The organism is Pseudomonas sp. GYB4201 (assembly GCF_056312595.1).
Genome location: NZ_JBWGIG010000037.1, coordinates 31,147 through 53,048, shown reverse-complemented (window position 1 = coordinate 53,048; position 21,902 = coordinate 31,147). Strand labels below are relative to the sequence as shown.

At 65.0% G+C, this 21,902-nt stretch carries 19 protein-coding genes; 6 read left to right on the top strand and 13 right to left on the bottom strand.

What is annotated here, in order from left to right:
• Positions 1-52 precede the first annotated feature (52 nt).
• From AC0Z2B_RS26215 to AC0Z2B_RS26200, 4 genes are all read left to right on the top strand, one after another.
• Positions 53-349, top strand: a complete 297-nt coding sequence (locus tag AC0Z2B_RS26215) for a pyrroloquinoline quinone biosynthesis protein PqqE (protein WP_476300570.1) — start codon at positions 53-55, stop codon at positions 347-349.
• Positions 350-680: 331 nt separating this feature from the next.
• On the top strand, positions 681-2,486 hold the full coding sequence (locus tag AC0Z2B_RS26210; protein WP_416427212.1) for a phenylacyl-CoA dehydrogenase: 1,806 nt from the start codon (positions 681-683) through the stop codon (positions 2,484-2,486).
• 173 nt (positions 2,487-2,659) lie between these two features.
• Complete coding sequence (locus AC0Z2B_RS26205) at positions 2,660-3,931, top strand: GGDEF domain-containing protein (RefSeq protein WP_416427211.1); 1,272 nt, start codon at positions 2,660-2,662, stop codon at positions 3,929-3,931.
• A gap of 149 nt (positions 3,932-4,080) precedes the next feature.
• Positions 4,081-5,859 carry an acyl-CoA dehydrogenase C-terminal domain-containing protein gene (locus AC0Z2B_RS26200; RefSeq protein ID WP_476300567.1) on the top strand — a complete coding sequence of 593 codons (1,779 nt, stop codon included), beginning with the start codon at positions 4,081-4,083 and terminating at the stop codon, positions 5,857-5,859.
• A gap of 226 nt (positions 5,860-6,085) precedes the next feature.
• On the opposite strand, the gene AC0Z2B_RS26195 is transcribed toward AC0Z2B_RS26200, so the two are convergent.
• On the bottom strand, positions 6,086-6,979 hold the full coding sequence (locus AC0Z2B_RS26195) for a LysR family transcriptional regulator (RefSeq protein ID WP_416427209.1): 894 nt from the start codon (positions 6,977-6,979) through the stop codon (positions 6,086-6,088).
• 102 nt (positions 6,980-7,081) lie between these two features.
• Between AC0Z2B_RS26195 and AC0Z2B_RS26190 the strand changes: the two genes are divergently transcribed.
• Positions 7,082-7,579 (top strand): hypothetical protein, encoded by a 498-nt coding sequence (locus AC0Z2B_RS26190; RefSeq protein WP_476300565.1) that lies wholly within the window; start codon positions 7,082-7,084, stop codon positions 7,577-7,579.
• 114 nt (positions 7,580-7,693) lie between these two features.
• Here AC0Z2B_RS26190 and AC0Z2B_RS26185 read toward each other — a convergent pair whose 3' ends face one another.
• Positions 7,694-7,885 (bottom strand): hypothetical protein, encoded by a 192-nt coding sequence (locus tag AC0Z2B_RS26185; RefSeq protein ID WP_476300563.1) that lies wholly within the window; start codon positions 7,883-7,885, stop codon positions 7,694-7,696.
• Positions 7,886-8,025: 140 nt separating this feature from the next.
• On the opposite strand from AC0Z2B_RS26185, the gene AC0Z2B_RS26180 reads away from it, so the two are divergent.
• Positions 8,026-8,184 (top strand): YqaE/Pmp3 family membrane protein, encoded by a 159-nt coding sequence (locus AC0Z2B_RS26180; protein ID WP_008365129.1) that lies wholly within the window; start codon positions 8,026-8,028, stop codon positions 8,182-8,184.
• Between the two features lie 297 nt (positions 8,185-8,481).
• Here AC0Z2B_RS26180 and AC0Z2B_RS26175 read toward each other — a convergent pair whose 3' ends face one another.
• The 11 genes from AC0Z2B_RS26175 to AC0Z2B_RS26125 form a co-directional block, all read right to left on the bottom strand.
• Entirely contained in the window at positions 8,482-10,317 is a 1,836-nt protein-coding gene (locus tag AC0Z2B_RS26175) for a S9 family peptidase (RefSeq protein WP_476300561.1), read from the bottom strand.
• A complete protein-coding gene (gene pqqE, locus AC0Z2B_RS26170) occupies positions 10,283-11,443 on the bottom strand; it encodes a pyrroloquinoline quinone biosynthesis protein PqqE (RefSeq protein ID WP_416427204.1) in 1,161 nt (386 codons plus the stop codon). The genes AC0Z2B_RS26175 and pqqE overlap by 35 nt, the downstream gene beginning before the upstream one ends.
• Positions 11,415-11,690, bottom strand: coding sequence for a pyrroloquinoline quinone biosynthesis peptide chaperone PqqD (gene pqqD, locus AC0Z2B_RS26165; protein ID WP_476300559.1), 276 nt, complete (start codon positions 11,688-11,690; stop codon positions 11,415-11,417). The genes pqqE and pqqD overlap by 29 nt, the downstream gene beginning before the upstream one ends.
• Positions 11,687-12,442 (bottom strand): pyrroloquinoline-quinone synthase PqqC, encoded by a 756-nt coding sequence (gene pqqC / locus AC0Z2B_RS26160; RefSeq protein WP_476300557.1) that lies wholly within the window; start codon positions 12,440-12,442, stop codon positions 11,687-11,689. Before pqqC ends, pqqD begins: the two co-directional genes overlap by 4 nt.
• A 10-nt stretch (positions 12,443-12,452) precedes the next feature.
• Positions 12,453-13,364, bottom strand: a complete 912-nt coding sequence (pqqB, locus tag AC0Z2B_RS26155; protein ID WP_416427201.1) for a pyrroloquinoline quinone biosynthesis protein PqqB — start codon at positions 13,362-13,364, stop codon at positions 12,453-12,455.
• 84 nt (positions 13,365-13,448) lie between these two features.
• The gene (gene pqqA / locus AC0Z2B_RS26150; RefSeq protein WP_010209364.1) at positions 13,449-13,520 is read right to left on the bottom strand and encodes a pyrroloquinoline quinone precursor peptide PqqA; all 72 of its coding nucleotides are present in this window, start codon (positions 13,518-13,520) and stop codon (positions 13,449-13,451) included.
• Between the two features lie 172 nt (positions 13,521-13,692).
• Positions 13,693-16,146: a pyrroloquinoline quinone biosynthesis protein PqqF gene (gene pqqF, locus AC0Z2B_RS26145; protein ID WP_476300555.1), complete on the bottom strand. Its 2,454-nt coding sequence runs from the start codon at positions 16,144-16,146 to the stop codon at positions 13,693-13,695.
• Positions 16,147-16,970: 824 nt separating this feature from the next.
• Positions 16,971-18,047, bottom strand: coding sequence for a polysaccharide biosynthesis/export family protein (locus AC0Z2B_RS26140; RefSeq protein ID WP_476300553.1), 1,077 nt, complete (start codon positions 18,045-18,047; stop codon positions 16,971-16,973).
• A 52-nt stretch (positions 18,048-18,099) separates the two neighbouring features.
• Positions 18,100-19,512, bottom strand: coding sequence for an undecaprenyl-phosphate glucose phosphotransferase (locus AC0Z2B_RS26135; protein ID WP_476300551.1), 1,413 nt, complete (start codon positions 19,510-19,512; stop codon positions 18,100-18,102).
• 15 nt (positions 19,513-19,527) lie between these two features.
• Positions 19,528-20,730, bottom strand: coding sequence for a glycosyltransferase family 4 protein (locus tag AC0Z2B_RS26130; protein WP_476300549.1), 1,203 nt, complete (start codon positions 20,728-20,730; stop codon positions 19,528-19,530).
• A 42-nt stretch (positions 20,731-20,772) separates the two neighbouring features.
• Positions 20,773-21,879, bottom strand: a complete 1,107-nt coding sequence (locus tag AC0Z2B_RS26125) for a glycosyltransferase (RefSeq protein WP_473004688.1) — start codon at positions 21,877-21,879, stop codon at positions 20,773-20,775.
• Positions 21,880-21,902 lie beyond the last annotated feature (23 nt).

The following is a 21,902-nucleotide window of genomic DNA, read 5'->3' as shown; positions in this document are numbered from 1 at the left end:
GCGCCTTCTGCTTCAATGGCGCCCATATACATTTTTCTACCGGAGCCTGCCGATGCAAATCTCGGGAAGCAGCGCCTACTACGCCGGCCTGAGCACCATCCAGAATGGCCAGAACCGCGTCGACCAGGCGGCCGCGCAGATCGCCAGCAACTCGGCCGACCGCCCGTCTGTCGGCAACCAGTCCACCAACCTGCAGGCGCAGCAACTGCTGAGCGTCGACCGCAGCCAGCAAGACCTGGCCGGCAGTGCCGTGCAACTGACCCAGGGCAAGCTTGAAGTGGAAGCCGGCCTGAAGGTCGAGAAAGCCGCCAACGAAACCCTCGGCACCCTGATCGACACCTACGCCTGACCCCCTTCCCGTAGCCGCTGCCGCCAGGCTGCGCGGGCCCCGAGCCTCACTGTAGATCCCCAGTGAACTCAGGGGCCAGCGCAGCCTGCGGCAGAGGCTACGCTGTTTCTCCCTCGCTGATCCTCCATCATTCACCGCACCATTCATGGCCTGCGGCGTACCCCCCTGCGCGCGCAATTCCTGGCCACCGGGTGTAGTCTGGTCGAAGGATGCTTGACAACTTTTCGGCGTAAACGTATGTTTCAAACAACTGTTTGACAGAGAGCCATCCACCGCTGGTTGGTCTGTTGCGGTCACCACATTCCAGTTTCATCAGCAGAGGTTTATCGCTATGCCTGACTACAAGGCCCCCTTGCGTGATATTCGCTTCGTACGTGACGAACTGCTTGGCTATGAAGCGCACTATCAAAGCCTGCCGGCTTGCCAGGACGCTACCCCGGACATGGTCGACGCTATCCTTGAGGAAGGCGCCAAGTTTTGCGAGCAGGTACTGGCTCCGCTGAACCGGGTGGGTGACACCGAAGGCTGTACCTGGAGCGAGTCGGGCGTGAAGACGCCGACCGGCTTCAAGGAAGCCTACAAGCAGTTCGTCGAAGGCGGCTGGCCAAGCCTGGCCCACGACGTGGCGCACGGCGGCCAAGGCCTGCCCGAGTCCCTGGGCCTGGCGGTCAGCGAGATGGTGGGTGAGTCGAACTGGTCGTGGGGCATGTACCCAGGCCTGTCCCACGGTGCCATGAACACCATTTCCGAGCACGGCACCGCCGAGCAGCAGGACGCCTACCTGACCAAACTGGTGTCGGGCGAGTGGACCGGCACCATGTGCCTGACCGAACCGCATTGCGGCACCGACCTGGGCATGCTGCGCACCAAGGCCGAGCCACAGGCCGACGGCACCTACAAGGTCACCGGCACCAAGATCTTCATCTCGGCCGGTGAACACGACATGGCCGACAACATCGTCCACATCGTGCTGGCTCGCCTGCCCGATGCACCGGCCGGCACCAAGGGCATCTCGCTGTTCATCGTGCCCAAGTTCCTGCCCAACGCCGATGGCAGCCTGGGCGCGCGCAACGCCGTGACCTGCGGCTCCATCGAACACAAGATGGGCATCCACGGCAACGCCACCTGCGTGATGAACTTCGACGCGGCCACCGGTTTCCTGATCGGCCCGGCGAACAAAGGCCTGAACTGCATGTTCACCTTCATGAACACCGCTCGCCTGGGTACCGCGCTGCAAGGCCTGGCCCACGCCGAAGTGGCGTTCCAGGGTGGCCTGAAATATGCCCGTGACCGCCTGCAGATGCGCTCGCTCACCGGCCCGAAAGCCCCGGACAAGGCTGCCGACCCGATCATCGTGCACCCTGACGTGCGCCGCATGCTGCTGACCATGAAGGCCTTCGCCGAAGGCAACCGTGCCATGGTGTACTTCACCGCCAAGCAGGTGGACATCGTCAAATACGGCACCGACGAGGAAGAGAAGAAGAAGGCCGACGCGCTGCTGGCCTTCATGACCCCGATCGCCAAGGCGTTCATGACCGAGGTGGGCTTCGAGTCGGCCAACCACGGCGTGCAGATCTACGGTGGCCACGGCTTCATCGCCGAGTGGGGCATGGAGCAGAACGTCCGTGACAGCCGTATCTCCATGCTGTACGAGGGCACCACCGGCATCCAGGCCCTCGACCTGCTGGGCCGCAAGGTGCTGATGACCCAAGGCGAGGCGCTGAAGGGCTTCACCAAGATCGTCCACAAGTTCTGCCAGAACAACGAAGGCAACGAAGCCGTCACCGAGTTCGTCACCCCGTTGGCGCAGCTGAACAAGGAGTGGGGCGAGCTGACCATGAAGATCGGCATGGCCGCCATGAAGGACCGCGAGGAAGTGGGCGCGGCTTCGGTGGACTACCTGATGTACTCCGGTTACGCCTGCCTGGCCTACTTCTGGGCCGACATGGCGCGCCTGGCCGCCGAGAAACTGGCTGCCGGCACCACCGAGGAAGCGTTCTACACCGCCAAGCTGCAGACCGCGCGCTTCTACTTCCAGCGCATCCTGCCGCGTACCCGTACCCACGTGGCGGCGATCCTGTCGGGCGCCAACAACCTGATGGAAATGAACGAAGAGCACTTCGGCCTCAGCTACTAAGCGGCCACGCGCTTGGATGAAAACCGCTGCCTTCGGGCAGCGGTTTTTTTTTGGCGCCAATCTTCAAAATATTGTTTTGGACATTAAACAATCCGCATCACGGCCGATACAGGTGAAGGCACAATGCCACAACCTTGTCCTGGTATCGGATTTCCCTTTTGTCACGTTCACCCATGTTCCATTTCAGCCATTTCCTACCGTCGCTGCTGCTGTTGCTGGCAGGGCTCGCGGCTGCCTATGTAAGGGACCTCAACGTATTCTTCACCTCGCTGTTCAACGTGCTGCCCACCCTGGTGTTGCTGTTGGGCGGCGCGTACTGCGCGGTGTATCGCCGCCAGCGCGAGCTGTTCCTGATGGTCACGGTGTACATCGCCTACTTTTTGCTCGACACCCAGACCGACTACTACCGTGACCACGGCCGGGTGCGCGACGACGCCGCCGTGACCTTCCACCTGTGCTGCCTGCTGTTGCCGGCGCTGTTCGGCCTGTTCGGCGGCTGGCAGGAACGCACCCATCTGTTCCAGGACATGGTGGCGCGCTTCGCCGTGCTGCTGGCCGTGGGCAGCACTGCCCTGGGGCTTGAACAGAGCTTCCCGGTGCCCCTGCTCAACTGGCTGGCGGAAATTCGCTGGCCGTCGTGGCACTGGCAATGGATGAGCCTGATCCAGATGGCCTACCCGGTGTTCTTCCTGGCGGCGGTGCTGCTGCTGGTGCAGTACCTGCGCGAGCCGCGGCCGCTGCATGCGGCGCAGCTGGTGGGGCTGCTGGGGCTGTTCTGGATGTTGCCCAAGACCTTCATCCTGCCGTTCACGCTGAACATCATGTGCAGCCAGGTGATGCTGATGATTGCTTCGGCCGTGGCCCACGAGGCCTACCAGATGGCGTTCCGCGACGAGCTCACCGGCTTGCCCGGGCGGCGCGCGCTCAACGAACGCATGCAGCGCCTGGGCCGCAACTACGTGCTGGCCATGACCGACGTCGACCATTTCAAGAAATTCAACGACACCCACGGCCACGACGTCGGTGACCAGGTGCTGCGCCTGGTGGCCAGCAAGCTGTCCAAGGTGACAGGCGGCGGCCGCGCCTACCGCTACGGTGGCGAGGAATTCGCCCTGGTGTTCGCCGCCAAGACCATGGAAGAGTGCATGCCGCACCTGGAGGCCATCCGCGAGGCGATTGCCAGCTATAACATCCAGCTGCGCAACCCCGACCGCCCCCAGGACGACAAGCAGGGCCGCCAGCGCCGCCATGGCGCCGGTGCGTCCAGCGTGTCGGTGACCATCAGCATTGGCGTGGCTGAGCGGCTGATCGACCACCGTACACCGGAGGAAGTACTCAAGTCTGCCGACGAAGCGCTGTACAGCGCGAAGGGCGCGGGGCGTAACTGTGTGGTCGGCTTTGGCCAGAGCCGCCGTGGTGCGGTGCGTACCCAGGCTTCGGCTTAGGTTGTGGACGCGGCCTTTGGCCGCTGCTACGGGGGTAAAAGCCATGACCGATAGTGACTGTTTGGTCACATGACGACCCTATGTGTCGCAAAAGTTGTTGGGGTACACTGGATTTATCCACTGTCCCAGTCCCCCTTTGCGAGGTTGCCATGGCTGACTACAAAGCGCCCCTGCGCGATATGCGCTTCGTCCTCAATGAAGTTTTCGATGTGGCCAGCCTCTGGGCCCAGCTACCGGCCCTGGCGGAAGTGGTGGACGCGGACACGGTGGAAGCCATCCTCGAAGAGGCCGGCAAGGTCTCCAGCCGCAGCATCGCGCCACTGAACCGCAACAGCGACGAGCAGGGCTGCCGCTGGAAAGACACCGTGGTCAGCACCCCCGATGGCTTCCCCCAGGCTTACCAGACCTACGCCGAAGGCGGCTGGGTAGGCGTGGGCGGCGACCCGGCCTACGGCGGTATGGGCATGCCCAAGGCCGTGTCGGCCCAGGTCGAGGAGATGATCAACTCATCAAGCCTAGCCTTCGGCCTGTACCCGATGCTCACCTCCGGCGCCTGCCTGTCGCTGCACGCCCACGCCAGCGAGGAACTGAAGCAGACCTACCTGCCGAACATGTACGCCGGCACCTGGGCCGGCTCCATGTGCCTGACCGAAGCCCACGCCGGTACCGACCTGGGCATCATCCGCACCAAGGCCGAGCCCCAGGCGGACGGCAGCTACAAGGTCAGCGGCACCAAGATCTTCATTACTGGCGGCGAGCACGACCTCACCGAGAACATCATTCACCTGGTGCTGGCCAAGCTGCCGGACGCGCCGGCGGGGCCCAAGGGCATCTCGCTGTTCCTGGTGCCCAAGTTCATGGTCAACGCCGACGGCAGCCTGGGTGCGCGCAACGCCGTGAGCTGTGGCTCCATCGAGCACAAGATGGGCCTGCAGGGCTCGGCCACCTGCGTGATGAACTTCGACGAGGCGGTGGGCTATATCGTCGGCGAGCCGAACAAGGGCCTGGCGGCCATGTTCACCATGATGAACTACGAACGCCTGGGCGTGGGTATCCAGGGCCTGGCATCGGCCGAGCGTTCCTACCAGAGCGCCGTGGAATACGCCCGCGACCGCCTGCAAAGCCGTTCGCCCACCGGCCCCAAGGCCAAGGACAAGGTTGCCGACCCGATCATCGTGCACCCGGACGTGCGCCGCATGCTGCTGACCATGAAGGCCAGCAACGAGGGCGGCCGCGCCTTCTCCACCTACGTGGCCATGCAACTGGACACCGCCAAGTTCAGCGAAGACCCGGCCGTGCGCAAGCGCGCCGAGGACCTGGTGGCGCTGCTGACCCCGGTGGCCAAGGCGTTCCTTTCCGACCTGGGCCTGGAAACCACCGTGCTGGGCCAGCAGGTGTTCGGCGGCCACGGCTATATCCGCGAGTGGGGCCAGGAGCAGCTGGTGCGTGACGTGCGCATCACCCAGATCTACGAAGGCACCAACGGCATCCAGGCCCTGGACCTGGTGGGCCGCAAGGTGATCGGCAGCGGTGGTGCGTACTACCAGCTGTTCGCCGACGAGATCCGCCACTTCATCGACACCGCCGCGCCGGCCCTGGCCGAGTTCACCAAGCCGCTGGCCGCGGCCCTGGCCAACCTCGATGACCTCACCGCCTGGCTGCTGGACCGCGTCAAGAACGACCCGAACGAAATCGGCGCGGCGTCGGTGGAGTACCTGCACGTGTTCGGTTACACCGCCTACGCCTACATGTGGGCACTGATGGCCAAGGCCGCGCTGGGCAAGGAAGCGCAGGAAGACTTCTACGCCAGCAAGCTGGGCACCGCGCGCTTCTACTTCGCCCGCCTGTTGCCGCGCATCCACTCGCTGACCGCGTCGGTCAAGGGTGGCAGCGAGTCGTTGTTCCTGCTGGATGCAGAGCAGTTCTAAAAGTCCGACAGGCATGTAGGCTTTCTCCTACATGCCTTGGCGGCTTTAGGCGCTTTCGATGCCATGGATCCAGAGGGTAATCTTTGCTCATGGACGTCGCGCAGGAAGCGCCCAACAGAACACGGACACGCAAGGAACCCACCACTGGACGGCGGGCTGAAAAGGACCTCAGGGATACAGTCTGTGAAACCCCGCCCCGGCGGGGTTTTTTATTGCCTGCGGCGGGTCAGCCCAGGGCTGGCGCGATGACGTCTTCCAGCAGTTGCCGCAGCAGCGTCACCGAGGCCTGCTGGCGCTGGGCGTCGCGGTACACCAGGCCCACCTGCAACGGCACCCGCGGTTCGCTGAGGGGTTTCCACAACAGCTCCGGGTCTTCGCCGATCTGCTGGGCGCGGCCGGGCAGCACCGTGGCCAGGCGCATGTAGGGCAGGCTGTCGAGGATGCCGGCCATGTTGTTCAGTTCCGCCTGCACCTGCGCGCGCCGGCCCAGGGCGGCCAGCTGCGCCTGCCAGATCTGCCGCACCTGGAACTCCTCGCCCAGCAACAGCATGGGCAGCTCGGCGGCCTGGCGCACCGAGACCTTCTTGAACTCGCGCAACGGGTGGTCCGCCGGTATCACCAGTTGCAGCTCGTCCTCGTACAGCAGCACGCCGTGCATGCCCGGCTGGCGCGGTGGCAGGTAGCTGATGCCGATGTCCAGGGTGCCGTTGAGCAGGCGTTTCTCGATCTCCAGCCCCGACAGCTCGTAGATCTGGATCACCAAGTGTGGCTGGGCCTTGCGCACCCGTTCCAGCAACTGCGGCACCAGCGCCGGGTGCACGGTCTGCAGCACGCCGATGGCTAAGGTGCGCAGGGCCTGCCCACGAAAACCCAGCAACGCCTCGCGGGCTTTCTGCATGCCGTCGAGCAACGGCAGTGCATGGTTGTAGAGGGTGTGGGCCGCCAGGGTCGGCAGCAGGCGTTTGTTGCCACGCTCGAACAGGCTGACGTCGAGGCTGTGTTCCAGCTGGCGAATCTGCTGCGACAGGGCCGGTTGTGACAGGGACAGGCGCTCGGCGGCGCGGCCTACGTGGCCTTCTTCATAGACCGCGACGAAATAGCGCAGTTGGCGGAAATCCATAAGTTCTACTTATCGAAAAAGCTCGAAAATCGAAATGGCCGAGTGGCCGGTAAAGGCCTAGTCTACGCGCCATTGACAGGGGTTGCAGGTAGGTTGATGGCAATGGGTAGTCACAGACAACTGGGCGTTTACATAGGAAAGACCACGCAGCCGGCCGACGTGCTCAACCTGGCGCCGAGCCTCGCCCAGCTGTGCGACGCCACCGCCTGCGACCAGGCCCTGTTGCTGGGCACCGATGCCAGCGCCCGTGAAGCCGCCATGGCCCTGGCCCTCGACTGGGGCGCGCTGCGCCGCCGCGCCGGCCAGATCATCCGCGTAAGCGGCGACGCGCCGGGCGATGCGTTGGCCTTCGGCGACCTGCCGGCCCTGCACGCCGCGGTTGATTCACAGACCGTCGCCATCATGCTCCAGCCCACCACCGGCCCTGACGCCGATGCCTACCTCAAGGGCGTGGAACAGCTGTGCCGCGCGCTGGACATCCTCTTGATCATCGACGACTTGAGCGCGCCTGTTGCGCCGCCCGACGAGGTGGCCGCGCCGCCGCTGTTCCAGCGCCTGGGCCTGGCATTCGCCCGAGCGCGCAGCCACCGCCTGCACTGATTTCCCTGTACCGTCTGCGTGTTTACGCAACGCCCCGGCCTGGATTCCCCCTTGGGTCGGGGCGTTTTTTTTTGTTAACAAAAGCGAGCAAGCATGACTGTCGGCGCCTGTCCATCAGGCGATGGCGCGTTGCAGCAAACGGTAGGAGCCGACCTTGGTCGCGATGCGCCGCGTGGGCGGCACTCGATCTTCGACGAGAACCCCGATGAGCCTGCCGTGAAATCGTATGAGGGCATAAAAGCGCATGCCTTGGTTTTTCTGTTGGTCTTGAAATCGAGCGCCGCCCGCGCGGCGCATCGCGACCAAGGTCGGCTCCTACAGTCTGTTGCAACGTGCCGTAGCCTGTGAGATTGGAGCTGTGAGCCTTGTGTGCTCGACACGCCCTGTTGTAGGAACCCCACGCCCACGGTGATGTCAGTTGGTTATCAACCTCCAGGAGCCGTACCATGGACTTTATCCGCATTATCGTCGCCATCCTGCTGCCGCCGCTGGGTGTCTTCCTGCAAGTGGGTTTCGGCGGTGCCTTCTGGCTGAATATCCTGCTGACGCTGTGCGGCTACATCCCCGGGATCGTGCATGCGGTGTATATCATCGCGAAACGTTGAAATCGTTGATTTGAGAAATGCCTGACGATTTAACTCGAATCGGCTGACATTCATTTTCGATTGCCGCGATTAGGCTCCACCTCTCCGATAAGACAGAGGTGAAGCCTTTTGAGGCGGGCAAGAAGTGAAAATAGATAATGTAATCAGTCATGTCACGGAAGCCGACGGCAATGTCTTCGTCGATCTTGGGTTTCCCCATGATGAGGCGGTCCGGCTGAAGGCCCTTTCGGAAAAAGCGAGATGCTCAGCCGAATTGGCAAGCCTGTCACCCTTACGGTTGGCTGACACAACCCTGCGTTACCCCTCCATCACCCGCCGATAAAACCCCCACTCCTGCTCCAGCGCATGCGCCAGGTTCGCCGCCTTGCGGAAGCCGTGGCGTTCGTCCGGGTAGAAGTGCGCCTCGGCGGGAAGGCCGTTGTCCTGCAGGGCCTTGAGCATGTCGCGGGTCTGCTGGGGCACTACCACGGCGTCCAGCTCGCCCTGGAAGAAGATCACCGGCGCCTTGATGCTGCCGGCGTGCAGCAGCGGGGTGCGCTCGCGGTAGCGGGCGGCGTCGCGCTGCGGGTCGCCGATCAGCCAGTCCAGGTAGTCGCCCTCGAACTTGTGCGTGGCCTTGCCCAGGGCAACCGGGTCGCTGACGCCGTACAGGCTGGCACCGGCGCGGAAGACGTCGTGAAACGCCAGGGCGCACAGGGTGGTATAGCCCCCGGCGCTGCCGCCGCGGATGAACGCCTGGCGGGGGTTGATCAGGCCGCGGTCGGCCAGGTGGCCGACCACCGCGCAGGCGTCCTGCACGTCGATTTCACCCCAGCGCAGGTGCAGGGCCTGGCGGTAGGCGCGGCCGTAGCTGCTGCTGCCGCGGTAGTTGAGGTCGGCAACGGCGAAGCCGCGCTGGGTCCAGTACTGGATGCGCGGGTCGAACACCGGGAAGCAGGCCGAGGTAGGGCCGCCGTGGATGAACACCACCAGCGGCGGCTGGCTGTCGCCGTTCATGGCCGGGTAGAAGAAGCCGTGGGCCTGGCCGTCGCCACTGGTATAGCGCAGCGGTTGCGGGCGGCTGACTTGGTCGGCGGGCAGCGGTAGCACGCCGCCGGCCAGTACCCGCGCCTGACGGCTGGCGCGGTCGATGGCGATGACCGCTGGCGGGCAGGTGGCAGAAGCGGCGATGGCGTAGATGAACTGCGCGTCGATGGCCAGGCAACGGAAGCGGCTGAAGTCGCCGCTGTAGTCGTGGATCACGCCGTCGTGCTGGCAGATGCCCAGGCGGGCGAAGCCGTCCTCGAACCAGGTGGCGAGGAAACGCTCACCCGCCAGTGGCAGCCAGGTGCTGGCGCCCAACTGCCAAGGGGCGCCGGCATGGTCCGCCCGGCGGGAGGGCAGCAAGGCCCAGCCGTTTGCCGTCTCGCCCCAGGGCTGCCAGAAGCCGTCGACGTCGGACAGGCAGCACAGGCGGCCGTCGGCATCGAAGCGCGGCTGCTGCAGCGATTGTTCGTGATCGCCACCCACTTGCTCAGGCTGCCCCCAGGCGCCCGAAGGCAGCCGTCGGCAGGTCATCAGGCGGGTAATGGTCCAGGGCTGGTGGGGGCGGCTCCACTCCACCCACGCCAGGCGCTGGCCGTCGTCGCTGACGCTGGGCGTGGCGTAGAAATCAGCGCCTGCGGCCAGCACCTGGCGCGTGCCGTCGGCCAGGGCAAGGCTCACCAGGCGGTGTTCGACCTGCGCGCCGTGGTGGCTTTCCTCCACGGCGAACACCCACTCGGCGTTGGCCTGCAGGCCACCGTAGCGGCAGTCGTTGTGGCTGAGGCGGCGGGGCGCGGTGCCCGCCAGGTCCTGGAAGTAGAGCTGCTGGTCGGCTTCGTTGACGAACACCAGGCCGTCGCCGGCCAGGCAGAACGAGCCACCGCCGTATTCGTAGACACGGCTGCGCACGCTGAAGCCATCAGGGGTCAGGCAGCGCGCCTGTTCGCCCTGCCACTGCCAGACCCGGCAGGCGGCATCCTGGGGGCGGAATTCGTTCCAGAACAGCCCCGCCGGGCCGACCGCCAGTTCGGCAAAGTCGGTGCCGGCGGCAACGGCCTGGGCGGCGCTGAACAGGTCAGGCCTTGGCGATGATTCTCGAGTTTCGTTCATTACGGAAGGCCAGTTGTTCGATCGTCTGCGTGGCAGTCTCGGACTCTTCACGGGCCTTGAGGATGATCCCGTGGTCCGCCGATTTACTGCACACGGGGTCGGCATTGCTGGCATCGCCGGTCAGCATGAAAGCCTGGCAACGACAGCCACCGAAGTCCTTTTCTTTCTCGTCGCAGGAGCGGCACGGCTCCGGCATCCAATCATAACCACGGAAGCGGTTGAAGCCGAAAGACTCGTACCAGATGTGCTGCATGCTGTGCTCGCGCACATTGGGGAACTGGATCGGCATCTGCCGCGCGCCGTGGCAGGGCAGGGCGGTGCCATCCGGGGTCACGGTGAGGAAGATGCTGCCCCAGCCGTTCATGCACGCCTTGGGGCGTTCCTCGTAGTAATCCGGGGTGACGAAGATCAGCTTGCAGGGGTTGCCCTCGGCTGCCAGCTTTTCCCGGTACTCGTTGGTGATGCGCTCGGCGCGCACCAGCTGCTCCTTGGTGGGCAGCAGGCCCAGGCGGTTGAGCTCGGCCCAGCCGTAGAACTGGCAGGTGGCAAGCTCGACGAAGTCGGCTTCCAGGGCAATGCACAGCTCGATGATGCGGTCGATCTTGTCGATGTTGTGCCGGTGGGTGACGAAGTTCAGCACCATGGGGTAGCCATGGGCTTTCACCGCGCGGGCCATTTCCAGCTTCTGCTTGAACGCCTTCTTCGAGCCGGCGAGCAGGTTGTTGACCTGCTCGTCGCTGGCCTGGAAGCTGATCTGGATATGGTCCAGGCCGGCGGTCTTGAAGTCGGCGATCTTCTGTTCGGTGAGGCCGATGCCGGAGGTGATCAGGTTGGTGTAGAACCCCAGCTGCCGCGCCTCGCGGATCAGCTCGGCGAGGTCCTGGCGCACCAGCGGCTCGCCACCGGAGAAACCGATTTGTGCAGCGCCCATTTCCCGGGCTTCACGAAATACCTTGAACCATTGCTCGGTCGTCAGCTCCTTGCCCTGGGCGGCGAAGTCCAGGGGGTTGGAGCAGTACGGACACTGCAACGGGCAGCGGTAGGTCAGCTCGGCCAGCAGCCACAGGGGCAGGCCGACCGCAGGCTTGGCCGGCAGCTCAGGCAAGTTCGATCCAGTGCTCTGCACGAGCGACCTCCATGAATTGCTCGATGTCGTCACCGAGCTCAGGTACGCCGGGGAACTGCTTGTCCAGCTCGGCGATGATGGCGGCGACGTTGCGCTGGCCATCGATCAGGCCGCCGATGGCGCTGGCGCTGTCGTTGAGCTTGATCATCCCTTCAGGATAGAGCAGCACGTGGCCTTGCTGCGCCGGCTCGTACTGGAAGCGATAGCCGGGGCGCCATTTGGGTGTCAGGTTGCGATCGAAACTCATAAGGCTATCCCCTTGTGCCAGACGCGCTGGTCGGTGACGCTGTGGTAGGGCGGACGGTTCAGCTCGTAGGCCATGGTCATGGCGTCGAGCATGGTCCACAGGATGTCGAGCTTGAACTGCAGGATCTCCAGCATGCGCTGCTGGCCCTCGGCAGTGGTGTAGTGCTGCAGGGTGATGGCCAGGCCATGCTCCACGTCACGCCGGGCCTGGCCCAGGCGGGTGCGGAAGTATTCGTAGCCGGCCGGGTCGATCCACGGGTAATGCTGTGGCCAGCTGTCCAGGCGCGACTGGTGGATCTGCGGCGCGAACAGTTCGGTCAGCGAGCTGCTGGCCGCTTCCTGCCAGCTGGCGCGGCGGGCAAAGTTGACGTAGGCGTCCACGGCAAAGCGCACGCCGGGCAGCACCAGTTCCTGGGAGCGCAGCTGGTCGGGGTCCAGGCCCACCGATTGGCCCAGGCGCAGCCAGGCCTCGATGCCGCCGTCCTCGCCCGGGGCGCCGTCGTGGTCCAGCAGGCGCTGAATCCACTCGCGGCGCACCTCGCGGTCCGGGCAGTTGGCCAGGATCGCGGCATCCTTCATGGGGATGTTGACCTGGTAATAGAACCGGTTGGCCACCCAGCCCTGGATCTGCTCGCGGGTGGCGCGGCCTTCGTACATCGCCACGTGGTACGGGTGGTAGATGTGGTAGTACGCACCCTTGGCGCGCAGGGCCTGCTCGAATTCGGCCGGGGACATTGCCTTGGCGTCGGTCATGCTCACACTCCTACAGTTCGATGCTCATGCCATCGAAGGCGACTTCCACGCCGCGGCGGGTCACTTCGGCGCGCTCGGGCGAGTCTTCATCGAGGATCGGGTTGGTGTTGTTGATGTGGATCAGCACCTTGCGCGGCTTGCTCAGGCCGTCCAGCACTTCCAGCATGCCGCCGGGGCCGTTCTGGCACAGGTGGCCCATCTCGCGGCCGGTGCGGGTACCCACGCCACGGCGCTGCATCTCATCATCCTCCCACAGCGTGCCGTCCACCAGCAGGCAGTCGGCATCGGCCATGTGGCCCAGCAGGGTGTCGTCCACCTGGCCCAGGCCCGGGGCGTAGAACAGCTTGCCGCCGGTGCGCAGGTCTTCCACGCGCAGGCCCAGGTTGTCACCCGGGTGCGGATCGAAGCGGTGCGGCGAATAGGGCGGTGCAGCGCTGCGCAGCGGGAACGGGGTGAAGCGCAGGTTCGGGCAGGCGGGGATGGTGAAGCTGCCTTCCAGCTCGATGCGGTTCCACTGCAGGCCACCGTTCCAGTGGCTGAGCATGTTGAACAGCGGGAAGCCGGTGGTCAGGTCCTGGTGGACCATGTCGGTGCACCACACCTGGTGCGGGCAGCCTTCGCGCAGGCTCAGCAGGCCGGTGGTGTGGTCGATCTGGCTGTCCAGCAGGATGATGGCGTTGATGCCGGTGTCGCGCAGGGCGCGGGCCGGTTGCATGGGCGCAAAGCCCTGCAGCTGGGCGCGGATGTCTGGCGAGGCGTTGCACAGGACCCAGTGCACGCCGTCATCGGACAGGGCGATCGAGGATTGGGTACGCGCCTTGGCATTCAGGGTACCGTCGCGGTAGCCCTTGCAGTTCACGCAGTTGCAGTTCCACTGGGGGAAACCGCCACCGGCGGCAGAACCTAGAATCTGGATGTACATGGGAGGCCTGTGACGTCTGACTTCAGGATGGACAGCAAAAATAAAAACGCCCCGGCTGACCGAGGCGCTGTACTGCGATAAAAATCAACGGCTGGCGAAGTACATGGTGACTTCAAAGCCGATGCGCAGGTCGGTGAAAGCTGGTTTGGTCCACATAGGGTGACTCCTTCTGGGTGATGGATGAAAGTGGTACGGGTGCAACACATCAGAGCCATCTCCGCTGGGAGATGTTCATCTGCTTAGGCCCCTATCTTACTAAATTCCGGTGTACTGAAACGTTAAATTGCATTAACACGGCTGAGAAAGCTCATTACAGCCTGCGTAATGATCACTCCGCCACTTGCCACTGCGCGCCCACCGCCGGGCCGTTGGCCAGGCACAACCAGCCAGCTTGAGCCTCCAGCAATTGCCCGGCGGCCTGCAGCAGTGAATCGCTGCGCAGCCGGCCGAAGGCCTTGCGCAGTTGATCGATGAAATCGGACGAATGGCCGCCCAAGCGTGCTTGCCAAAGGCTTTCGGCGGCCTGGCCCAGTTCCATGTCGGCCAGGCTGGTGCGCGCGGCCAGGTCGCGGCACTGGTTGCTCAACGAGGTGCCGGACTGGCCGCGGATCAGCGCCGGCAGCGCGGCCAGGAACGTCTCGATATGCCCCAGGATCTCGGCCATCGGCGTGCTGGGCGACTGCACGCCGAACAGCAGGCCCGGGCGCCCGGCTATCTGCCGGAAGCCGCTGAACACCGCGTAGCCCAGCTGCAGTTCGACGCGCATACGCTGGTAGAACGGCGCCTGGCACAGTTGCCCAAGCATCTGCCACGCGGCCTGGTCGATGATGTCTTCGCCGGCCGCCGGGCAGAACAGCAGCAGTGCCTGCTCATTGGACTCGGTGGCCACCTGGCTCCAGGTGCGGCCGTGCAGCGGCAGCGGGGGCTGGCACAAATGGCCGTCGGCGCGGCCGGGCATGCGCAGCAACGCCACGTTGATGGCCTGGCTGACACCCATGCCCAGGCCCACGGCCAGCCCGTCCCAGCGGGCTTCGTGCCACAGGCGCTGCAGCAGCGGCGGTTGCAGTTGCTCGTCGCGGCCGCGCGAAGGCGCCTGGAAATAACCCAGGCTGTGTTCCGGCAAGCGCTTGAGCAGCTCGCGGATGGGAATCAGGGGCGCAGGCGCGCTCAACTGGCTGGCCTGGCGCCACACCTCGGGGGCCGGCTGCGTGAGGTTTTCCAGCGCCTGCTCGACCAGCGCCGGCATGGGTTCCTGCACCCCGCACAGGCGCAGCTGCCAGTCGTCGCCCAGGCTGGTGAAGGTCATCTGCACACCGGCCTGGCTGGCCTCGGCGCGCAGCTTGGCCAGGTTGTGGTCCAGCAGCCGCCAGAGGCTGGCGCGCTGGGCCGACTTGACCCGCCAGCGCAGGTACAGGCAGCCCTCGGCGCTGGCCGACTGCGGCGTGTTGACCACGTCCAGGCAGGCGGGTGGCGGCACCATCTGGTCCGGGCGGCGGCTGGGGCGCAGGAAGCGGTTGCGCTGGGGCAGGCGCCATTTGACCTCGGTATCGGTGGCCAGGCGCGCCAGCGGGCCATGCAGGATGGTGTCGCCGCGCAACTGGCCGAGCAGGGCGCGCAGGGCGTTGATGGCGGGCTGGCCGATGCCCAGGTCATGGCCCTGGCCGAAGTGCTCGCTGTCGTGGCGCGCCAGTTCCAGGGCGGTGCTCACCAGCTGCCGGCGCTGGCGCAGCAGGCGGTATTCCTCGCGCAGGCTCTGCCAGTCGTCGTGGGACTGGAAAAACTCCAGCCAGGCCAGGCATAGCTCACTGATCAACGGGCGCATGGGTTCGCCGGCGGCGGTCAGCTTGCATTCGATGTTCAGCACCGCCTGGTCCTCGAAACAGTACAGCGGCGTCAGGCTCAGGCCTTCCGCCAGGCCGCGGCGCTGCAGCTCGGCCAGCAGGCCGCCGGGTTGCTGCGACGTCAGCCAGGTGGCCAGGAAGTCGATGGCGGTAGCGCTGTCGCCCGGCACTTCATGGCAGGCGAACACCAGGTTCAGCCGGCTGGGGTCCAAGACGTCGATGGCCGTAGGCGCGGTGTCCAGCAGGGCCGGGCTGGCCTTGCGCGGGCTGAGGCTGCCGGCACGCAGCTGCGCGCCGGCCTTGTGCGCCAGTTGCCGTAGCTCGTCCAGCGGCTGCGGCCCGGCCAGGCACAGGGTCATCTGCCCGGCCTGGTAGAAGCGCTGGTAGAACGCCAGCAGGCTGTACTGGAACGCCTCGCGCGGCACCGGCAGGCTGTAGCGGTTGCCCGCGTGGAAGGCCCGCAGCGGGTGGCTGGCGGCAAGCGGCGCGGTCAGCCACTGCAGGTGACGGGCCTGGGGGTCGCGGCTCCAGGCGATGAACTCGGCATGCAGCACTTCGCGTTCGCGCAGCTGGTATTCGCGCTCCAGGCGTGGCTGGGCGAGCATTTCGCACAGGCGCTCGAGGGCGCCGGGGAAGGACTCGGTGGGCAGCTCGAAGAAGAAGTCGGTGGTGCGCTCGCGGGTGCTGGCGTTCAGTTGCCCGCCGTGGCGCTGGACGAACGGCATCAGCGCGTTGTCGTCGTGGTAGCGCGCGGTGCCCAGGAAGAACAGGTGTTCGAGGAAGTGCGCCAGGCCGGGGAAGGCCGGGTCGGTGTCATGGCTGCCGGCCGCCACGCGCAGGGCGGCGGCGCCGCGTTTCAGGCGCGGGTCGTGGCGCAGCTGCACGCGCAGGCCGTTGTCCAGCACCAGGGAGGCGAATTCAGGGGGGGCGGCATCGGGCATGACGGTTCCGTTGGCATTGCGGTATGTGGCTAATGCTAGCGGAAGTTTGCCAAGGCATATAACGCAAAAAGCCCGCCGGGTTGCCGGCGGGCTTTTGGGAATGAACTGATAACACCGCGTACTGCTTTTGATCTTGATCCCGTGCGGCCTTTGATCTTGATTGTGTGCCCCGTAAAGCGCCAGGGCCGACTGGAGGCGTTGGCCAAGCGGTCCCTGGGGTAGCCGGGGAAGACGGAACCGGAGGCGCTTCTATTCCGGGCCGTCGGCCGCTTGGGCGACGCCGGAAGGAGGGGACCCGTAGCGAAGCGTAGGGACCAAGCAGGGGCAAGCCTTTTTTGCTTACTTTTTGTGGCGTTTGACAAAAAGTGAGCCGGCGTAAGGCCGGAAAGGTGATTGTGCATCACCCTTGATATTGGATATGTGCATGGCTTTCGAATCTCGCTTCTGAGGGGCTCGGACATATCCATTTTCGCGGTGCGACCACCGACCGTTTCGGCCTTACGCCGACTCACTTTTTGGCAGTCGCCCCAAAAAGTAAGCAAAAAGGGCTTGCCCCTGCTTGGGCCCTCCGCTGCGCTACGGGTCCCCTCCTTCCGGCGCCGCTCAACGGGCAGACGGCACCCGCTATAGAAGCCTGCGGGTTACCGTCTCTTCGGCCTGCGGCCTCGGCCCTTCGGGCAGCCCGTTGATCGACGCCTCCAGTCGGCCCGGGCGCTTTACGGGGCATACAATCAAGATCAAGAGCCAGATCAACAGCAGATCAAAAGCCAGATCAACGGCAGATCTAGATCAAGGTCAGGATCAGTTGCGGGCCAGCATCTGCCTTAGTGGCTGAACGCGGCCGTCGTTCCTACGACAGTAGCCGACGGCAGCAATTGGCTGATGAAGCGGTTCCAGCGAGTAATGTTGGCCGGCCCGACGAACACCACGTCCGAAGTCCGCAGGTCGAACTGGCGCGCCAGCAGGAACGCCGTGGGCTTCTTGGCGTTGAGGTAGAACACCGTCGGCGGCTGGCCGTTGCCATCCTGGGCGCCGCGGATCACGTAGATGGCCTCGGCGTTGGCGGTTTCCTGGCTCAGGCCGCCGGCGTTGCCGATGGCTTCCATCAGGTTGAAGGTGCTGGTGCCGTAGTTCATCACCTGGGGCTTCTGCACCTCGCCCAGCACGTAGACCTTGTTGGCGTGGTCGTTGCCCAGGTGCAGCTGGTCGCCGTCCTTGAGGTAGATCTCGTTCAGGCGCGAGTCGGTGCGGTTCAGGGTGTCGATGTCCATCACGTATTCATGGCCATCACGCTTGAGGATCAGGTTGGCCAGGTTGGCGTCGCTGGTCTCGCCCCCCGCGCGGCTGATGGCGTTCACCAGGTTGAGCGGGATGTTGTTCAGCGACTGCGGCCCGGGGTTTTTCACCGCCCCGGAGATGATCACCTTCTGGCTGTCGTAGGCCTGGATGTTGACGTCCACCTGGGCGCCGGCCAGGTATTGGCCCAGGGCTTTCTGCAGGTTGGAGCGGAACTCCGGCACGGTCAGGCCGCCGGCCTTGATCGAGTTGATGTAGGGGTAGTACAGCGTGCCGTCCAGGCGCACCACGCGGGCGCTGGCCTCGACCTGGGTCTGGGTGGTGGGCGAGTTCAGCTCGGCGTGTTCCCACACGGTGATGATCAGGTTGTCACCCGGGCCGATGCGGTAGTCACCGGGCCGGTAGCTGGTGAGGGCAGCGGGTATGGGCTGCGGCTTGTAGATGGTTCGCTGCTGGCTGACGGTGGCCGAGGTAATCGGCACCACCGTCACCGGCCCGGTGTCCTGGTCTTGCGCATCATCGGGGGTCATGTGCTGGCCGGGGGCGAAAGCGCACCCCTGGACCAGCGCGGTAATGAGCAACACGCCGAGTATCGATCGCTTCATGGCAAAGTCTTCCTTGGAGAAGGCATTTTCTCCGGCATTGGTCTTATAGGAGTCAGAAAGCGTTTTTGTGCACGAAACCCTTCACCAGGGTCAGCACAATGATTTTCAGGTCCAGCCAGACGGACCAGTGTTCGATGTAATCGAGGTCGAACTCGATGCGTTTCTGCATTTTGTCCAAGGTCGTGGTCTCCCCGCGCCATCCGTTGACTTGAGCCCAGCCGGTGATGCCGGGCTTGACCTTATGCCGCAACATGTAGCCGTTGACCTGCTTGCGGTACTGCTCGTTGTGCGCCACTGCATGGGGGCGAGGGCCGACGATCGACATGTCGCCGCGCAACACATTGAAAAACTGGGGCAACTCGTCCAGCGACGTGCGCCGCAGGAAGGCCCCGAAAGGCGTTACCCGGCAATCGTTGCGGCTGGCCTGCACCACCTCGTGGCCGTTTTCCTGCACGGTCATGCTGCGGAACTTCCAGACCATGATCGGCCGCCCATCTAAACCATAGCGTGTCTGGCGGAAAAACACGGGGCCAGCGGAGGTCAATTTGATGCCCAGGGCGATCAGCAGCATTGGCAGGGCGATCATCGCCAGGATCAGGCTGCTGACGACGATGTCCTCGAAGCGCTTCACCAGCTGGCTGGAGCCGTCCATCGGCGTGTCCACCAGGCTGATGCTGGTCAGGCCGTTGATGCTTTCGCTGCGGGCATGCAGCAGGTCGAACATGAACACGTCGGGAATCAGGTAGACCGAGGCCGTGGTGTCGCTCAGGCCCTTGACCAGGGTGCACAGCGACGGCTCGCAGCTCATGGCCAGGGTGATGTAGACCTTGTCGATGCGCCCGGCGCGGGCGTCCAGCACCAGCTGGTCGAGGCCACCGAGCACGGGGATCCGGCGGTTGAGCTGGTCCAGGGCCATCTGCTGCGGCGCATCGTCGTAGAAGCCCAGCAGGCGCAGGCCCATCCAGGGCGCCGCGGCGATGGAGCAGGCCAGGCGCTCGCCCACGGTGCCGGTGCCGACGATGGCCACGCTGCGGGTGTTGAAGCCGCGACGGCGCAGGGCCTGCAGCGTGCTGCGGATCAGCAGGCGGTAGCCGCACAGGGCGAACAGTATCAGGGCGAACCAGGCGATGCGCTGGCGGTCCAGGACGATCTCGGGCCCGGTCAGCAGGTAGTCAGCCAGCATCACGCAGCAGAAGGTTAGCGCCCAGTAGTTGAAGACCCGCAGCAGCTCGCGCTTGACCCGCTCGCCGCGCCACGAGCCGTACAGTTGGTGGTACTCGCACAGCCAGTGGAAGATCATCACCGTGGCCATCAGGCGCAGCCAGGTGTCGCTGTCGTGCAGGCGGCCCTGCAGCCAGGCGAACCACAGGCTGCAGGCCGCGATCACCGCCAGGTCCAGCGCGCGATGGGCCAGCGACAAGGCCGACTGGTGGGCCTGGAGGATGCCTTTGAAGGGTGTTGCCATGACAGACCTCCCCACTCACAAGGTTTTCACGCTGGCAGCCATCACGGGTGCCAGGCTCAGGCGCGGGCCATTGGCGGCCAGGGGCAGGGCCACGGGCGGATGCTCCTGGGCCCAGCGGGTCTCGACGAACTGGCGCATTTCCCGCTCGAAGCGTTGTTCGGAGAAACGCTCGGCGTTCTCGCGGCAGGCCTGGGGGGTGATGCGGTGGGCGTTGCGCTCGAACTCGCAGACGCCCTCGATGATCGCGGCCATGGTCTGCTGGTGGTAGAACACCCCGGTAGGCTGCTCGTGATCGAGGCCGTGCACGGTTTCCAGGCTGCCGCCGCGGCCGAAGGCAATCACTGGCGTGCCGCAGGCCTGGGCTTCCACCGGGCTGATGCCGAAGTCTTCCTCGGCGGCGAAGACGAAGCCCTTGGCGTTGCGCAGGTACTCGCGCAGGGCGGCGAAGGGCTGGTAGCCCAGCAGGGTGACGTTGGACCCGCACACGGCCTGGCATTTTTCCATTTCCGGGCCGTCGCCGATCACGATCAGGTGCTTGTCGGGCATGGCACGGAAAGCCTCGACGATCATCGGCACGCGCTTGTAGGGGACCATGCGCGAGGTGGTCAGGTAGTACTCCTGCTTCACCGGTTGCAGGTCGAAGCCCTGGGTGTCCACGGGCGGGTAGATCACCGTGGAGTGGCGGCGGTAGGCCTTGTCGATGCGCCGGCCGATGAACTGCGAGTTGGCGATGAACTCGTCCACGGCAGCGGCGGTGCGTTGGTCCCACATGCGCATGTAGTGCAGGATCATGCGCGCCACCTTGCTCTTGAGGCCGTGGCTCAGGCCGGCTTCGTTCAGGTACTGGTGCTGCAGGTCCCAGGCGTAGCGGATGGGCGAGTGCACGTAGCTGATGTGCAGCTGGTCGGGGCCGGTGAGCACGCCCTTGGCCACGGCGTGGCTGCTGGAAATGATCAGGTCGTAGCCCGACAGGTCCAGTTGCTCGATGGCCAGCGGCATCAGCGGCAGGTACTGCTGGTAGCGGGTACGGGCCTTGGGCAGGTGCTGGATGAAGGTCGTCTGGGCGCGCTTGCCACCCAGGTGGGCGCGGTCCTCGTCGCTGAGGAAATCGATGACCGAGAACAGGTCGGCGTCGGGCCAGATTTTCAGCAGTGCGGCCAACACGCGCTCGGCACCTGCGTAAGTCACCAGCCAGTCATGGACGATTGCGATTTTCATGATGCCACCAATTGTTGTTATGGCAGGGCCGGGGCCCCGCGATTATTTGGGTACGCTGGCGTTCAAGGGCAGTGCGCCGCGGTGTGGGGGCGGTTCGGCGAGCAGGGTGTCGATGCGTTCGCTGACCAGCGCCGCCGAGCGCTCCCAGTCGAAACGCGACACGTTGTGCAGGCCCAGGGTGCGCAGTTGCTGGCGGATGCACTGGTTGGTCAGCACCAGGTTCATGGCCTGGCTGATGTGCTCCACGTCCAGGGGGTCGAAGTACAGCGCGCTGGACTGCAGCACTTCGGGAATCGATGCGGCGTTGGCGGCCAGCACCGGGCAGCCGCAGGCCTGGGCCTCCAGGGGCGGGATGCCGAACCCCTCGTACAGCGAGGGAAAGACGAAGGCCGCGGCGCCCTGGTACTGGGTGATCAGCTCTTCGTCGCTGAGGCGGCCAAGGAAGCGAATGCGCGGGTCGCTGTTGGCCAGGCGCTCCAGGTTGGCGTCGGCGAAGATGCCGTTGGCACCGCCGACGATGCGCAACTGCACGCGCTCGTGGCCCCGCAGTTGCAGGAAGGCCTGGATCATGCGGGTGAAGTTCTTGTGCTCGCTGGGCGATGACACGGCCAGCAGGTAGGGGCTGCGCTGCTTGCCGGCGACGCCGGGCTGGAATTCGTCGCTGACGGCGTTGGGCACCACCAGGATGCGTTCCTTGGGAAAGTCGTAGAACTCGGAGATTTCCCGCCGCGAGAAGTCGCTCACGGTGATCAGGTTTTTCAGGTGCCGCAGCAGGATCGGCGTCATCACCCGGTAGCTGGTGCGGAACGCCCAGGTGTAGCTCCTGGGGTGGCGCACATAGGTGATGTCGTGGTGCGTGGCGATCTGGTTGCGGTACATCAGCGGTGCGGTGGCGCCCAGCGACACCAGCAGCGGCGAGCCCTGGCTGCGCAGGTAGCGCGGCAGCTCCAGCTGTTCCCAGCGGTGGCCGCCATGGCGGCCAACGGTTTGCACGTTGAGGCGCCGGGCGGTGTCGTGCATCTGGATGCGGTCGGGGCAGACGAACACCACGTCCTGGCGCCGGGCCTGCAGGGCCAGGCTCACCTGTTCGGCGAAGCGCTGCACGCCGCGCAGCTCCTGGGTGAGAAAACGAGCATTGATGACAACCATCGTTCGTTCCTTCAAGGCTTGGC